The organism is Polaromonas sp. P1_E11, from assembly GCF_056405995.1.
The window spans coordinates 60,077-74,944 of record NZ_JBFUBA010000007.1; the positions used below are offsets into that span (position 1 = coordinate 60,077).

The window sequence follows — 14,868 nt, forward strand, 5'->3', positions numbered from 1 at the left end:
CAGGGTGTAATCACCGACATTTCTTTCCGTTGCTGTCACAACAATGGGTAGGGGAAAAGGGGAATTAAAAGGGACTAAAAACCAAACGTCGGTGAAACATTTCAATGATTCCCAACGACATCTTCCTCACGGAAGAAGTTTGCAAAAGCCACCGCGAGGTGGCTTTTTTTTGCCTGAAGACATGGCGGGGCGCCCTTTGATACGCTCAGGGATTCAGCCACCCACAGGAACCCCATGAGCCTTGCCACCACACCCCCAGCTCCCGCCGTCCCCCAGGGCTTCTTCCCGCTTGCCAAAGACCGGATGCCGCTGATGCCGCGGGAGGCCATGTCACCCGCGCAGCAGGCCGCTGCGGACGCACTGATCGCCGGCCCGCGCAAGGCCGTGTTTGGCCCGTTCATTCCCCTGCTGCGCAGTCCGCAGCTCATGGGTCGCATCGGCGACGTGGGGGCTTACCTGCGCTTCGAAAGCGCACTGGACGCGCGCATCCGCGAACTCGTCACCTGCGTGGCGGCCCGCCATACCGCCAACCAGTTTGAATGGCTGATGCATGCGCCGCTGGCGGTGGCTGCGGGCGTGAGCCAGGCCACTGTGGACGCGATCGCCGAAGGCAGGCAGCCGCGCGAACCGGCCGCCGATGAGGCCGTCGCGCTGGACCTCACGTTCGAAGTGCTGCGCCAGCATGGCTGCTGCGACGCCACCTATGCCGCGGCAGTGGAAACTTTCGGCGAACAGGGTGTGGTCGAGCTGGTCAGCCTCGCCGGCTATTTTGTGATGGTGTGCTGGGTGATGAATGTGGCGCGTACGCCGACCCAGGGCAAACCGGGCTTTTCACCGCTGGCGGCCTTTCCCGCCTGACCCGGCCTAATTTCCCGCCCGGGGAACCGGTGGCAGCGCCGCCAGCACCCGGTCGGCGCCCACATCGTTCAGGCAGCGCGTATGGCCCAGCGGACATTCGCGCTCGAAGCAAGGCGCGCAGTCCAGCGGCGGCTGGTAGGCGGCATCGGCTTTGAGCCACAGCACGGTGGCCTTGTCGCTTAGCGGCGGCGTATGCAGGGGGCTGGACGAGCCAAAAATCGCCACTTGCGGTACACCGAAGGCCGCAGCCACGTGCATCAGTCCCGAGTCGTTGCTGACCGTGCTCTGGCTTGCGGCGATCAGGCACAGGGCTTGGACCAGCGAGGTCTTGCCCGCGAAATTCAGGCACTTGCCGGGCTGCACTGCGTTCACGGGCGCGGCAATTTCTTCGCAGAGCGCCGCTTCCTTGCCGGAGCCCAGCAACACCACGGGCAAAGCCAGCCGCATGGCGAGTTCTGAAAAGTGACCGGCGGGCCAGCGCTTGGCAGGACCGTATTCGGCACCGGGCGCAAACACGTAATAGCCGCTACGTTGCAGGCCCAGTTCAGCCAGCGCCTGCTCAATTTCAGCGGGTGCCATCTGCAGTTGCGGCCTGTCTTTGTCGAAGTCCGCCCCACCACTCAACGCGGAATAAAACGCCACCATGGGCGGCTTGTTTTTCGGATTCTTGAGCCGGTGTGTCAACAGGCCCACTCGCGCTTCGCCAAAGTAGCCGATGCGTTCTGGAATGCTCGCCAGAAAAGGCAGCAGCGCGCTTTTCAGTGAATTGGGCAGGACATAGGCTTTGTCGAAACGGCCTTCGATGCGTTTGGCGATCGAGCGCCGTTCGCGGAACTGCAGACCGCCATGGGCAAAAGGAAATTCAATGACATCGGCGACGTGAGGCATCGCGCGATAAACCGGTGCGACCCATGGGAGCGCGCCCACCGTGAGGCGCTCACCACGCGCATGCAGCCGGCGCATCAGCGGCTCGGTCATCACCGCGTCCCCGATCCATTGTGGGGCAACTATTAATGATTCCCCCCCGATGCGGCCTTCGGCCGCCTCCCCCCCAGGGGGGCGCCGCTTGCGGCCCGGCAAAGCCGGTTCCGCGGCGGCTGCTTGAAGGGGGTCAGACACGCTAGTGACCAGCGCCGAAGTGCTCGCCAGCTTTCAGCGCGTAAACCGTGCCGCAGTAGGGGCACTTGGCTTGACCGGTGCGCGCCACGTCCAGGTAGACCTTGGGGTGGCTGTTCCAGATTTTCATGTCGGCTTTGGGGCTGGGGCAGTAGACCCCGCCCTGGGCGTTCAGGTCGGAAGCCAGCAGTTCGACAGCGGATGAGTGGAGAGTTGTCGTGGGGGTGCTCATGTTCGGCTTTCTTCTTCGGTAATCGCTTCAGACCTTGGCTAACCAATGGGCATATTTCGGATTGCGGCCGTTGACGATGTCAAAAAATGCCGTCTGGATTTTCTCGGTGATGGGGCCGCGCGAACCGGCGCCGATCTCAATGCGGTCAAGTTCGCGGATCGGCGTGACTTCGGCGGCCGTGCCGGTGAAGAAGGCTTCGTCGGAGATATACACCTCGTCGCGCGTGATGCGTTTTTGCACGAGTTCCAGGCCCAGGTCCTTGCAGATGTGCAGGATGGTGTTGCGGGTGATGCCGTTGAGGGCACCGGCCGAGAGGTCGGGCGTGTAGACCACGCCGCCCTTGATCACAAAAATGTTTTCGCCCGCGCCTTCGCTGACAAAGCCCGAGGCGTCGAGCAGCAGCGCTTCGTCGTAGCCGTCGTCCAGCGCTTCCATGTTGGCGAGGATGGAGTTGGTGTAATTGCTCACCGCCTTGGCCTGCGTCATGGTGATGTTGACGTGGTGGCGGGTGTAGCTGGAGGTCTTCACGCGGATGCCGCGCTTCATGCCTTCTTCGCCCAGGTAGGCGCCCCAGGGCCAGGCCGCGACCATCAGGTGGATCTGGTTGCCCTTGGGGCTGACGCCGAGTTTTTGCGAACCGATCCAGGTCAGCGGGCGGATGTAGCAGGACTCCAGCTTGTTCTCGCGCACGACGGCTTTCGTGGCCTCGTTGACTTGATCCTGGGTAAAGGGAATCTTCATGCGCAGGATCTTGGCGCTGTTGAAGAGGCGCTCGGTGTGCTCTTCGAGCCGGAAAATCGCCGTGCCGCCCTGGGCGTTGTAGGCCCGCACGCCTTCAAACGCGCCGCAGCCGTAATGCAGGGTGTGGCTCAGCACGTGGATCTTGGCGTCGCGCCAGTCGACCATCTGGCCGTCCATCCAGATTTTGCCGTCGCGGTCTGCCATGGAAGGAATAACTGGGGACATGGTGCTGATCCTGTGGTGAATGTCGTGAAATGGTTGTGCTGTATCGGCGCCCGCCGGCAACAGCAGCCGGGAATGCGGTGCAAGGCCGGACAAAACCCGAAAGTCTGATTTTACGGCGCGGGCGGCGCTGCGCCCCCGGCCTCGGGCGAATCCGCAGGCACCGGGCGGAAGAGTTCATGGTGCGACAGTTTGCCGCCCACAAAGGTGCAGGTGACATGCGACTCGGAACCGTCCGTCCAGCGGAAGATTTCGGGCTGTTCGTCCTTGGCCGACTGCAGCAGGCCCAGCGCCCGCGTCATCGCCACCACATGCAGCAATGTCATGCCGGGCCGCAGCTTGGCGTTGAGCATGACCGCACTGTCGACATAACCGACGGGCCGGTTGGCTGCACGCTTCAAGACCTGCATCATGCGGGTGAAATGCAGCAGCACCCACATCACGAGGGCGCTGGCGGCGGCGGCCACACCGGCCCAGCCGTAAAAGCGGTACGCCAGCAAGACCCCGGCGATGCCGGCCACGGGAACAATAATTTTCTGGAAGTTCATGGCCGTATTTTCGCAGCCACCCGGGGCGCCAGCGCTGCGGGGAGTGCGTAGCCGCAGAAAAAGCCGAAATGAGACGCCTGTTAGCCGTTTTTGGCACCTTTTTTGAAAGAAAAAAGGCCTGCAACCCACCAGGAACGGGCGCAAGCAGCTACGTTTTTAATAGCAGCCAGTCAACCACCGCGCCTTGCCCAACCGGTCGCCAGCGCATACGCCCAGTCGGGGCGCCCGCGCCCAAATGCCGCTTTGGATGCCGCCATGTGGTCATAGGGCACGGCGCGCAGGTCCACCCGCCAGCCCCGGGCGGTTTTTTCGACGACCGCGTAACGCGCGTGCGGCGCACCGTTTTCCACCACATGCGGGTGAGGATGGTCGTCGTCATAGGCCTGCAGGCCGACGCTGCCGGGATTGACGACAAGCAGGTTGCCGCACTGGACCATGCGCGGCACATGGGTGTGGCCGCAAAGGACCAGCGAATGCGCCTGTGGGCTCACGTCGCCAAGCCGCAGGAAAACTTCTTCGCCCGTGGCGGGCCGGATACCGGTCGGATGCGCGTCAGGAAAACCGGGCACCGTGGTTTCCATCCAGTAGATCAAATCGCTGCCGGGCGTTCCGTGGCACAGCAGCACGTCGCCGCCCGCCAGCTCCAGGTGCGCGGGCAGCGCCCTGATCCACGCCACCTGCGCCGACGTCAGCTGGCCCGCGGTGTAGCCGTCGGTGCCGAGTGGGTCGAGATGCTGGCCCTGGTCCAGCAATTCCAGCACCTGCCGCTCATGGTTGCCGCGAATGGTGGTGAAGTTGCGGGCCATCAGCAGGTCGGCGGTTTCCGCGGGCTGCAGCGGGCCGCTCAGGATGTCGCCCAGGTTCACGGTCTGGTCAACGCCCTGCCCGGCAATGTCCGCCAGCACGGCCTCAAGCGCCAGCAGGTTGCCGTGAATGTCGGAGATGACGGCGAGTTTCATGACCCTGATTGTGCAATGCCTCAGCTCAGGCTGCGCACCACTTCCATGGCCTCTTCCACGCGCTCGACGGCGTGGATGGTGAGGCCTTCGATCGGTTTCTTGGGCGCATTGGCCTTGGGCACCACGGCAACGCTAAAGCCCAGCTTGGCGGCTTCCTTCAGGCGCTCCTGGCCGCGCGGGGCCGGGCGCACTTCTCCGGCCAGCCCGACCTCACCAAAGGCGATGAAACCCTTGGGCAACGGTTTGCCGCGCAAGGACGAAGTGATGGCCAGCATCACGGCCAGGTCGGCCGCCGGCTCGCTGATGCGCACGCCGCCCACGGCGTTGACGAACACGTCCTGGTCCATGCAGGCAACACCGGCATGGCGATGCAGCACCGCCAGCAGCATGGCCAGGCGGTCGCGGTCCAGACCCACCGAAAGGCGCCGCGGGCTGGGCCCGCCGTTGTCGACCAGCGCCTGGATTTCAACCAGCATGGGGCGCGTGCCCTCCAGCGTGACCAGCACGCAGCTGCCAGGCACGGGCTCGCTGTGCTGGCTCAAAAAGATCGCGCTCGGATTGGCCACACCCTTGAGGCCTTTTTCCGTCATGGCGAACACACCGATCTCGTTGACCGCACCGAAACGGTTCTTGATGGCGCGCACCAGCCGAAAGCTTGAATGCGTGTCGCCTTCAAAGTACAGCACGGTATCCACCATGTGCTCGAGCACACGCGGGCCGGCGAGTGCGCCCTCCTTCGTGACGTGGCCGACCAGCACGATGCACACGCCGCTGGATTTGGCGGCGCGCGTCAGGTGCGCCGCGCATTCACGCACCTGCGCGACCGAGCCGGGCGCCGACGTGAGCTGGTCGGAATACACCGTCTGGATGGAGTCGATCACCGCAATGGCCGGCTGCGTGGCCTCCAGCGTGGCGAGGATTTTTTCAAGCTGGATTTCGGCCAGCACCTTGACCTGCGAGCCGTCCAGCCCCAGCCGGCGTGAACGCAGCGCGACCTGCGCCCCGCTTTCCTCGCCGGTCACGTAAAGAGTGTTGAGCCCGGCGCGCTGCAGCGAATCCAGCGCCTGCAGCAGCAAGGTGGACTTGCCGATGCCGGGGTCGCCGCCAATCAGCACCACACCGCCTTCGACGATGCCGCCGCCCAGCACGCGGTCCAGCTCTTCATGGCCGGTGGGCGTGCGCTCCATGTCGGTGGCTTCGATGTCGGCCAGGGCGGTCACGTCGGAGGCCTTGGCCAGTGACTGGAACTGGCTGCTGTAGCGGTTCTTGACGGGCCCGCTGCTTTCGGCGGCCGATTCAATCAGCGTGTTCCAGGCGTTGCAATGCGGGCATTTACCCAGCCATTTGGGACTGGTGCCACCGCACTCGGTGCAGGTGTAAATCGTTTTGTCTTTGGCCATGCGCGATATTACTGTATAAATAACCAGCCTTTGCGTTTTGGTAATGATGGCGGGTCCTGTTCATCCGCGCAACTGCCAACCCCACCAGACTCCGCCATGCCTCACCTGAACATTCAATACACCGCCAACCTGGATAGCCTCACCGACATGAACGCCCTGTGCCACACGCTGGCCGCCACATTGGTGGCCCTGCGCGATGAGGACGGCGTGGTGCCGCTTTTCCCGGTGGCTGGAACGCGGGTCATGGCCTGGCCGGCAAAACACTTTGCGGTGGCGAACGGGCGGCCCGACCGCGCCTTTATCTACCTGAACCTCCGGATCACCCCCGGCCGCAGCGAAGCCATGAAAAAGCGGGCCGGCGACGCCGTGCTGGCCAGCGCCAGCGCGCACCTGGATGCGGTGTTCGCGCAGCACGCTGTGGGCATGACATTGCAGATCGACGAAGGCGCGCCCGTGTATGAAGGCAAGCGCAACAACCTCGCCGCGCATCTGGATACCGCCTGATCCTGCACAAAATCGCATCTTGCACAACAATGGCTTTTTTGTGCCCGCCAGCGGCGCCACAGCAGCCCCACCGATTCCACGAGGTCACACCATGAACATTTCGCGCCGCCAGCTCATCCAGTCATCCAGCGCTGCAGCACTGCTCACCGGCATCGGTCAGCGCGCCTGGGCCCAAGCCATTGACAGCACCAAGGTCATCGTCGGCTTCGCGCCCGGCGGCACCGCTGACATCGTGTCGCGCCGCGTCGCCGACAAGCTGCACCCCGGATACGCCAAGAGCGCCGTGGTGGAAAACAAGACCGGCGCGGGCGGCCAAATCGCCGTGCAGTTCGTCAAATCCGCCGCGCCCGACGGCGCTACCGTTTTGCTGACGCCCATGTCCATGCTGGGCATCTACCCGCACACCTACAAGAAACTGCCTTACGACCCGGTCGCCGACCTGACCCCGGTATCTGCCGGCGCGATCTTCGACTACGGCTTCGCCGTCGGCCCCTTGGTGCCGGCCAACGTCAAAACCGTGCCGGACTTTCTTGCCTGGTGCAAGGCCAACCCGGGCCAGGCCAACTTCGGCTCGCCGGCCGCCGGCTCATCGCCGCACTTCATCGGCGCACTGCTGGGCCGGGCCGGCAACGTGGACTTGCGCCACGTGGCTTTTCGCGGCACCCAGCCAGCCGTGCTGGACATGGTGGGCGGGCAGATTGCCGCCGTGTCGGGCCCTACCGGCGAGTTCACCCAGCATGTCGCATCGGGCAAGTGCCGCCTGCTGTCGACCAGCGGCCCCAAACGCAGTCGTTTCACCCCCAACACGCCGACGCTGCTGGAGCAAGGCTTCAAGGACATGGCGTTCACCGAATGGTTCGGCTTCTTCCTGCCCGCAAAAGCGCCGCAGGATGTGGTGCAGCGGCTGAATGCCGGCATCCGCTCCGCGCTGGCCTCACAGGACGTGATCGACGGCCTGGCGGTGTCGTACCTGGAAGCGGCGCCGACCTCCCCCGCACAGCTGGCCGCCATGCTCAAGGCCGACACCGAGCTGTGGGGCCCGCTGGTCAAGGCGGTGGGTTTCACGCCAGAGGGTTGAGCCCCCACGCTTTTCACTTCGCCTTCGGCTGCGTGTAATGCGCTGCCCCCCGAGGGGCGCTGCGCCTGCGGCCCGGCAAAGCCGGTTCCGCGGCCCCTGCTGGCCTTTCGCTTTTGGGATTTGGAAATGGAGACATGAAACGATGAAGGTATGTATTTATGGCGCTGGCGCCATTGGCGGCTGGATGGGCCACGGGCTCGCTCACGCAGGTTGCCGCGTCAGCGTGGTGGCGCGCGGCGCCACGCTCGATGCCCTGCAGCTGCACGGTCTGCGGCTGAACCAGGGCGGCAAGATCACGTCGCAAGCTGTGTCCTCCAGCGCCGCGCCGACCGACCTCGGCGTGCAGGACCTGGTGGTGCTGGCCGTCAAAGCGCCCTCGCTGCCCGAGGTGGTGCGCCGGATCGCGCCGCTGATTGGCCCGGAAACGATGGTCCTGACCGCCATGAATGGCGTGCCCTGGTGGTTCTTGCAGGGCTTCGGCGGGACGCTTGAAGGCACCCGGTTGACCTCAGTGGACCCCGGCGGCGAATTGGCGCAGGCCATTCCGGCAAAGCACATCGTCGGCTGCGTGGTGCATGCCAGCTGCTCGCTGGACGAGCCCGGCCAGGTGCACCACCACTTCGGCAACAAGCTCATCATCGGCGAGCCCTCCGGCGAGAAAACCGCCCGGGTGCAGCAGCTTGCGGCCCTGCTTGAAAAAGCCGGCTTTGAAGCGCCGGTGTCGGAGCAGATCCAGAAAGACATCTGGTTCAAGCTCTGGGGCAACATGACCGCCAACCCAATCAGCGCGCTGACCGGTGCAACCATGGACCGTGTTCTTGACGACGAACTGGTGACCGGTTTTACCCACAGCGTGATGCTTGAGGCCAAGGAAATCGGCGCGCGCATCGGCATCCCCACCAACCAGACCCCTGCGGAACGGCACGTCGTCACGCGCAAGCTGGGTGCCTTCAAGACATCCATGCTGCAGGATGTGGAAGCCGGCAAACCGGTCGAGCTGGACGCGCTGGTGACGGCTGTGCGCGAGCTGGGGCAACTGACGGCGGTGCCCACGCCCTATACCGACGCTTTGCTCGGGCTGGCCCGGCTGCAGGCGCGTGTCAAAGGTCTTTATTGATCCAAAGATTTCCGGATTTTTCTCAACCACTTTTCAGGAGACAGCATGAAACACATCGGCGTTATCGGCGCATCGGGCCTCATGGGACACGGTATTGCACGCAACCTGCAGGCCAAGGGATTCAACGTCAGCCTGACCGTGCACCGCAATACGGAACGCGTGGCCGACCTGCTGGCAGCGGGCGCGAAGCAGGTGGCCAGCCCTGCCGAGCTTGGTGACTGTGACGCCGTGGTGATCTGCGTGACGGGCTCGCCCCAAGTGGAAGAAACCTTGCTGGGCGCCAACGGCGTGCTGTCCAAGGCACGCATCGGCCTCATCGTCATCGACACCTCCACCAGCGAGCCTGAGTCGACCCGCCGCCTGGCCGCGTTGTGCGCACAGCACAGCGCGACGCTGGTGGATGCACCGCTGGCGCGCACGCCGGTGGAAGCCGAGCTCGGCAAGCTCAACACCATGGTGGGCGCAGAGCAGGCCGTGTTCGACAAGATCCGCCCGGTGCTGGCGGCCTATTGCGAAAACATCTTCCATGTCGGCGGCCCCAGCGCCGGCCACGTCGTCAAGCTGCTCAACAACTTCATCGGCCAGGCCATCTGCACGGCCACGGCCGAAGCCTTCGCCGTGGGCGCGCTGGCCGGCATAAGCCCGCAAAAGCTGGTCGACGTGGTGTCGGCCGGCGCGGTCAATTCGGGCTTGTTCCAGGCCATGGCCAAGACCCTGGGCGGCGACTTCACCGGCCTGAAGTTCGAACTCGACAACGCGCGCAAGGACTTGCGCTACTACACCCACCTGGCCGAGATGGTCAAAGTGCCGTCCCTGGTCGGCGAAGCCGTGCACCAGAGCCTGGTGACGGCCAGCGCGCTGGGCCACGGCAAAGAGTTTGTGCCGGCGCTGGTGAAGGCACAGGAAAAGCTCACCGGGGCGAAGATCGCGCCGCAATAAACCCGATCGGCGGCTTCAAGCCTTCTTGAAGCCCATCATCACCACGACGTTAATCCTCGGCCGGCCGTCGTCGCCGACGCGAATGACATAGGTCGAGGCCTCCGACTCCGGCCTCGCCTGGCCCTTGGCGTCGAGGTAGGGCCAGCGCACATGCACCGACGCCAGCTTGTCCGTCAGCCAAGTGACGGACTGGACCTCGGGCCGCGTGTCGGTGATGCCCATTTCGTTGTACTGTTTGGCGGCGCCGCCGTAGAAGTCTTCCACTTCCCGCAGCGTGGCGACGGCCTTGGTGCCCTGGTCCGCGACGATTAGCGCGGGGACTTCCCAGCAAGTCGCGGCCGTCTTGCCGTCGCTGTGGGTAAAGGCTTTGGCAAAAGTTTCGAGCATGGACTGCAGGTCCTGCTCTTTTTTGGTCTCGGACTGGCTCATGAACACTCCTTGATGCCGGCATCCCGAACGGCTGCAAGGCTTCACCGGCATGGCATTACAGCGGGCGGCGCGTGGGTTTCAAACGGCCCTGCTTAAAAATTAGCCGGTCGCGGCAACGACGGGCGTCCGCCAAAACCTACACAGCATGTGGGCGGGCGCGAAGGCGCGAAAGCCGCCGGGCTACAGCGCCTTGGCATAGACCACAAAACCGGATTTCTCCGCCACCTGGTCGTACAGCCGCATGGCCGTGGCATTGGTTTCGTGGGTCTGCCAGTACACCCGGTCGCAGCCCGCGGCCCTGGCCTGTTCATAGACGGCCTCGATCAAGGCTTTGCCGACACCGCGGCCGCGCACCGATTCGGCCGTGAACAAATCCTGCAGGTAGCAGACGGGAACGATACGCGTCGTGCTGCGGTGAAACAGGTAATGCGTGAGGCCCACGAGCTCGCCGCCCGATTCGGCGACCAGCGCGTGCACCGGTTCATAGGCATCAAAAAAGCGCGACCAGGTCATGGCGGTGACCTCGCCCGCCAGCGCCGTGGGGCCGGAGCGGCCGTAAAAGCGGTTGTAGCCCAGCCAAAGGGGCAACCAGGTCTCGAAATCCTGCGGCGCTATGGAACGAACGGTGATGGATGAAGCCACTGGCATGGGCACCTCTTGATAATGGCAGGCGGAGTTGATGCAGAAGAGAGTATCAGCCGTTGAATGCGACAGGCTGGGTAGTGCCGGCCTTGTTGCGCACGACAACCGTGCCGGCAAGCTTGTCGTGCCAGCCCTGTTTGCGGGCGTCGAAAGCCACCCAGAAAAAGCCCAGGCAAAAGGGAATGGTGGCCAGTATGTAACCGATGTAGCGGATGACGAGCTGGCCTGCCGTAGCCTTGAGGCCGGTCCTGGCGTCCACGATGCGGGCAGCAATCACCATTTTCCCGGGTGTCGCCTGCCGCACGATCCAGAAGCCCACGACCACCACAGCCGGAACAACCCATGAGATCAGGAAATCCGCCGGTCCCTGAACCAGCTTTGTGCTGCTCCAGTAGGCGGTGCCGTAGATGACCGTCAGCAGAGGAAAGATCAGCACGCAGAACAACACGGTGTCAATCAGCGATGCCCAGAGGCGTATCCAGAAGCCAGCATATTCAAGTTCTGATGTTTCCATGGTTCTTTTTTCCTGGTCAAGTTTGCAGTCACAGCGGACTCAGTCCGCCACCGCCGGCACACGCTGTGCCACCGCACACATGAGCTCATAACCGACGGTGCCGCCGGCGTGCGCCACTTCGTCAATCGGCAACACCGCGCCGCCGGAGGCGCGGCCCCACAGCGTCACTTCAGTGCCGATGCCCGCGCCAGGCACCGGCGAAAGGTCCACTGTGATCATGTCCATGCTGACGCGCCCCACCATGCGGGTGCGCACGCCGTTCACCAGCATCGGTGTGCCTGTGCTGCAGTGGCGCGGATAGCCGTCTGCGTAACCGCAGGCCACCACGCCGATGCGCAGCGGACCGTCGGCCGTGAAGCTGGAGCCGTAACCCACGGTATCGCCGGCTTTGAGTTCCTGGATGCCGATGACTTTCGATGACAGCGTGATGGTAGGCTGCAAATCCCAGTCGGCCGCGCTGTGCTCGGGGAAGTCGGGCGCGCTGCCGTAAACCAGGATACCGGGCCGCACCCAGTCGGAGCGCCCGGCCAGCACATCGCCGTGCCGCAAGGTGGCGGCACTGTTGCTGAGGGTGCGCTCACCCGGCAGGTCGTGCGTGACGGCATCAAAGGCCTTCAGCGCCGCGGCGATACCTTTCGGGCCGTCTGCATCGGAAAAATGCGTCATCAGCGTGATCTCTTCGACCTGGGGCAATGCATTCAGGCGCGTCCAGGCGGCGCGGTAGCGTTCGGGTGCAAAGCCCAGCCGGTTCATGCCCGAATTCATCTTGAGGAAGACACGGTGCGGCAGCTGCGTCTTGTGGGCAGCCAGCATGTCGATCTGCTCGTTGCAGTGAATGGTGTGCCACAGGCCCAGGCGGGAGCACAACTCGAGATCCCGTGCCTCGAAGCAGCCTTCCAGCAGCAGGATGGGGCCGCGCCAGTCCAGCGCGCGCAGGCGCTGCGCTTCAGCCAGGTCCAGCAGCGCAAATCCGTCGGCACTGCGCAGCGCATCAAAAACACGTTCGATACCGTGGCCATAAGCATTGGCCTTGACGACGGCCCAGACCCGCGCATCGGGCGCGGCAGCGCGCGCGCGGGCAAGGTTGTGGGCAAGCGCTGCGGTGTGAATGGTGGCAAGAATGGGACGTGGCATGGCGCAGTAAATTGTTTTCCGGGAGCGTGGCAGGCTGGCGGGCCCGTCGGGACGAAAGGCCTCTGGATGAGGTCTTTTGCATTCTGACACCGCCCCCCATGCTATAAACCGGAATCGTCTGGAGACATTCACCCATATCTTGCCGCATCAGATCCGCTGATGCATTGATGCAGTGACCACAACAGTTTAATGAAGCGCGGTTTCTACACCATCATGGCGGCCCAGTTTTTCAGCTCGCTGGCTGATAACGCGCTGTTTGTGGCCGCCGTGGAGCTGCTGAAAACCAGTGGTGCGCCCAAATGGCAGCCGGCGGCGCTGGTGCCCATGTTTGCGCTCTTTTACGTCGTGTTGGCGCCTTTTGTGGGGGCTTTTGCCGATGCGCGCCCCAAGGGCAACGTCATGTTCGTCAGCAATGCCATCAAGGTGATCGGCTGCCTGATGATGCTGTTTGGATCCCACCCGCTGCTGGCCTATGCCATCGTCGGGCTCGGGGCGGCGGCGTATTCCCCCGCCAAATACGGCATCCTCACCGAACTCCTGCCGGCTTCGCAGCTGGTCAAGGCCAACGGCTGGATTGAAGGATTGACGATTTCGTCCATCATCCTCGGTGTTTTGCTGGGCGGCCAGCTGGTGGGCCATTCGGTGTCGTCGCTATTGCTTTCGTTTGACTTTCCCATTTTCACTACCGGCATCGACACCGCCCCTGAAGCCGCGATTTCCGTGCTGATCCTGCTCTACATCATCGCGGCCTGGTTCAACACCCGTATCCCCGACACCGGCGTGGAGATGCGGCCCATGCCACGCAACAAGCTGGAGCTGCTGCCCGATTTCTGGAACTGCAACTCGGCGTTGTGGCGCGACAAGCTGGGCCAGATCTCCCTGGCGACCACCACCTTGTTTTGGGGCGTGTCGGGTAATTTGCGCTACATCGTGCTGGCCTGGAGCGCGGCCGCCCTGGGCTACAGCACGACGCAGGCCTCGTCCCTGGTCGGCGTGGTGGCCATCGGCACCGCCGTCGGTGCCGTGCTGGCCTCCATGCGGATGCGGCTGGACCAGGCCACCAGCGTGATGCCGCTGGGTATTGCCATGGGCCTTCTGGTCATCTTGATGAACTTCATCGGCAATGTCTGGGTGGCCGCGCCTTTCCTGATCCTGCTGGGCGGCCTGGGCGGTTTCCTGGTCGTGCCCATGAACGCGCTGCTGCAGCACCGCGGCCACAACCTGATGGGCGCGGGCCGCTCGATCGCCGTGCAGAACTTCAACGAACAGGCCTGCATTTTGAGCCTGGGGGCTTTCTACAGCCTCTCCACCGGCATGGGCCTGTCGGCCTTTGGCGCCATCACAGCCTTTGGCGTCGTAGTGGCAGGCTTCATGTGGGTGATCCAGCGCTGGCACAAGCGCAACACCGTCAAATACAAAGAGCAGGTGGACCACCTGCTGAGCATCGCCCGCAGCGATAAATCGCACTGATGCCGGCCACTGCAAACCGTGCCGCCGTGCCAGGCGGCACGTCCAAAGCCGTTCTCGCACTGGTCCTCAACGCCCTTGTCTGGGGCGTGTCCTGGTGGCCGCTGCGCCAACTGCAGGGCCATGGCCTGCACCCGTTGTGGACCACGGCGCTGGTCTACGCGGTGGTGGTGACCGGTCTGCTGGTGCTGCGCCCCACCGCCTGGCGCAGTTTTGTGGCCCACCCGCAGCTGTGGTTCCTGGCGGCGGCTTCGGGTCTTACGAATGTCGGCTTTAATTGGGCGGTGACGGTAGGCGACGTGGTGCGCGTGGTGCTGCTGTTTTACCTGATGCCGGCCTGGTCGGTGCTGGTGGCCTGGGTCATGCTGGGCGAAAAACCCTCGGCCGCGTCGCTGTTGCGCCTCTTGCTGGCCATGACGGGCGTGCTGATCGTGCTCAAATCGCCCGACTCGCCCTGGCCCATCCCCCAAGGCGGCGCCGACTGGCTGGCCATCATGGGCGGCTTCAGTTTTGCGGTGACCAACGCCGTACTGCGCAAGTACAACCACACCCCCAGCGAATCGCGCATGCTGGCCATGTTTGGCGGCAGCGGCCTGATGGCGGCCGGCGCCGCGCTGCTCGGCATGTCGCAGCTGCTGGTGCCTGCGCCGGCCCTGGCTGCAGCGGGCATTCCGGTGGTGCTGGCGCTCAGCCTGGCCTTCATGGCCAGCAATGCCGGCCTGCAATATGGCGCGGCCCGGCTGGCTGCAGGCACAACCGCCATCGTGATGCTGACTGAAATCCTGTTTGCCAGCCTGTCGTCGGCCGCGCTGGGCGCCGCCGAACTCACGCCGCGTGTGCTACTGGGTGGCAGCCTGATCGTGCTGGCCGCGGTGCTGGCGGCCCTCGCACCCAATGCGAAGACCGCCTAGCGCGGCGGCCCGAGATTGACCCCATTGACCGCCCCGGCCCACCGTGGTCCGATAGTG

General features: G+C 64.2%; 17 protein-coding genes. 7 read left to right on the plus strand and 10 right to left on the minus strand.

The annotated features are described in order from the left end of the window. The first annotated feature begins 234 nt into the window (after window positions 1-234). Window positions 235-858: a carboxymuconolactone decarboxylase family protein gene (locus AC1D11_RS20005; protein WP_477647934.1), complete on the plus strand. Its 624-nt coding sequence runs from the start codon at window positions 235-237 to the stop codon at window positions 856-858. 6 nt (window positions 859-864) lie between these two features. On the opposite strand, the gene waaF is transcribed toward AC1D11_RS20005, so the two are convergent. From waaF to radA, 6 genes are all read right to left on the minus strand, one after another. Further along, window positions 865-1,887, minus strand: a complete 1,023-nt coding sequence (gene waaF / locus AC1D11_RS20010; RefSeq protein ID WP_477647982.1) for a lipopolysaccharide heptosyltransferase II — start codon at window positions 1,885-1,887, stop codon at window positions 865-867. Window positions 1,888-1,978: 91 nt separating this feature from the next. Further along, window positions 1,979-2,206 carry a zinc-finger domain-containing protein gene (locus AC1D11_RS20015; RefSeq protein WP_477647933.1) on the minus strand — a complete coding sequence of 76 codons (228 nt, stop codon included), beginning with the start codon at window positions 2,204-2,206 and terminating at the stop codon, window positions 1,979-1,981. A gap of 27 nt (window positions 2,207-2,233) precedes the next feature. After that, a complete protein-coding gene (locus AC1D11_RS20020) occupies window positions 2,234-3,172 on the minus strand; it encodes a branched-chain amino acid transaminase (RefSeq protein ID WP_477647932.1) in 939 nt (312 codons plus the stop codon). Between the two features lie 110 nt (window positions 3,173-3,282). After that, window positions 3,283-3,717 carry a glycerate kinase gene (locus AC1D11_RS20025; protein WP_477647931.1) on the minus strand — a complete coding sequence of 145 codons (435 nt, stop codon included), beginning with the start codon at window positions 3,715-3,717 and terminating at the stop codon, window positions 3,283-3,285. 170 nt (window positions 3,718-3,887) lie between these two features. Continuing rightward, window positions 3,888-4,676 carry a metallophosphoesterase family protein gene (locus AC1D11_RS20030; protein WP_477647930.1) on the minus strand — a complete coding sequence of 263 codons (789 nt, stop codon included), beginning with the start codon at window positions 4,674-4,676 and terminating at the stop codon, window positions 3,888-3,890. Window positions 4,677-4,696: 20 nt separating this feature from the next. Beyond that, window positions 4,697-6,076 (minus strand): DNA repair protein RadA, encoded by a 1,380-nt coding sequence (gene radA, locus AC1D11_RS20035; protein WP_477647929.1) that lies wholly within the window; start codon window positions 6,074-6,076, stop codon window positions 4,697-4,699. A 96-nt stretch (window positions 6,077-6,172) separates the two neighbouring features. Here radA and AC1D11_RS20040 point away from each other — a divergent pair, with 96 nt between their 5' ends. From AC1D11_RS20040 to AC1D11_RS20055, 4 genes are all read left to right on the plus strand, one after another. Beyond that, window positions 6,173-6,580, plus strand: coding sequence for a 5-carboxymethyl-2-hydroxymuconate isomerase (locus AC1D11_RS20040; protein ID WP_477651304.1), 408 nt, complete (start codon window positions 6,173-6,175; stop codon window positions 6,578-6,580). 91 nt (window positions 6,581-6,671) lie between these two features. Then, entirely contained in the window at window positions 6,672-7,658 is a 987-nt protein-coding gene (locus AC1D11_RS20045) for a Bug family tripartite tricarboxylate transporter substrate binding protein (RefSeq protein ID WP_477647927.1), read from the plus strand. Window positions 7,659-7,800: 142 nt separating this feature from the next. Then, window positions 7,801-8,775 carry a 2-dehydropantoate 2-reductase gene (locus AC1D11_RS20050; protein ID WP_477647926.1) on the plus strand — a complete coding sequence of 325 codons (975 nt, stop codon included), beginning with the start codon at window positions 7,801-7,803 and terminating at the stop codon, window positions 8,773-8,775. Between the two features lie 45 nt (window positions 8,776-8,820). Further along, window positions 8,821-9,714 carry an NAD(P)-dependent oxidoreductase gene (locus AC1D11_RS20055; RefSeq protein ID WP_477647925.1) on the plus strand — a complete coding sequence of 298 codons (894 nt, stop codon included), beginning with the start codon at window positions 8,821-8,823 and terminating at the stop codon, window positions 9,712-9,714. Between the two features lie 15 nt (window positions 9,715-9,729). Here AC1D11_RS20055 and AC1D11_RS20060 read toward each other — a convergent pair whose 3' ends face one another. The 4 genes from AC1D11_RS20060 to alr form a co-directional block, all read right to left on the minus strand. Further along, window positions 9,730-10,143, minus strand: coding sequence for a hypothetical protein (locus AC1D11_RS20060; protein ID WP_477647924.1), 414 nt, complete (start codon window positions 10,141-10,143; stop codon window positions 9,730-9,732). Window positions 10,144-10,323: 180 nt separating this feature from the next. Further along, on the minus strand, window positions 10,324-10,791 hold the full coding sequence (locus AC1D11_RS20065; RefSeq protein WP_477647923.1) for an N-acetyltransferase family protein: 468 nt from the start codon (window positions 10,789-10,791) through the stop codon (window positions 10,324-10,326). Between the two features lie 46 nt (window positions 10,792-10,837). Further along, entirely contained in the window at window positions 10,838-11,299 is a 462-nt protein-coding gene (locus AC1D11_RS20070; RefSeq protein ID WP_477647922.1) for an RDD family protein, read from the minus strand. Window positions 11,300-11,338: 39 nt separating this feature from the next. After that, window positions 11,339-12,433, minus strand: coding sequence for an alanine racemase (alr, locus tag AC1D11_RS20075; protein WP_477647921.1), 1,095 nt, complete (start codon window positions 12,431-12,433; stop codon window positions 11,339-11,341). 189 nt (window positions 12,434-12,622) lie between these two features. Between alr and lplT the strand changes: the two genes are divergently transcribed. Further along, on the plus strand, window positions 12,623-13,903 hold the full coding sequence (gene lplT, locus AC1D11_RS20080; protein WP_477651481.1) for a lysophospholipid transporter LplT: 1,281 nt from the start codon (window positions 12,623-12,625) through the stop codon (window positions 13,901-13,903). Further along, window positions 13,903-14,811 carry a DMT family transporter gene (locus AC1D11_RS20085; protein ID WP_477647919.1) on the plus strand — a complete coding sequence of 303 codons (909 nt, stop codon included), beginning with the start codon at window positions 13,903-13,905 and terminating at the stop codon, window positions 14,809-14,811. The genes lplT and AC1D11_RS20085 overlap by 1 nt, the downstream gene beginning before the upstream one ends. Window positions 14,812-14,868: the final 57 nt, after the last annotated feature.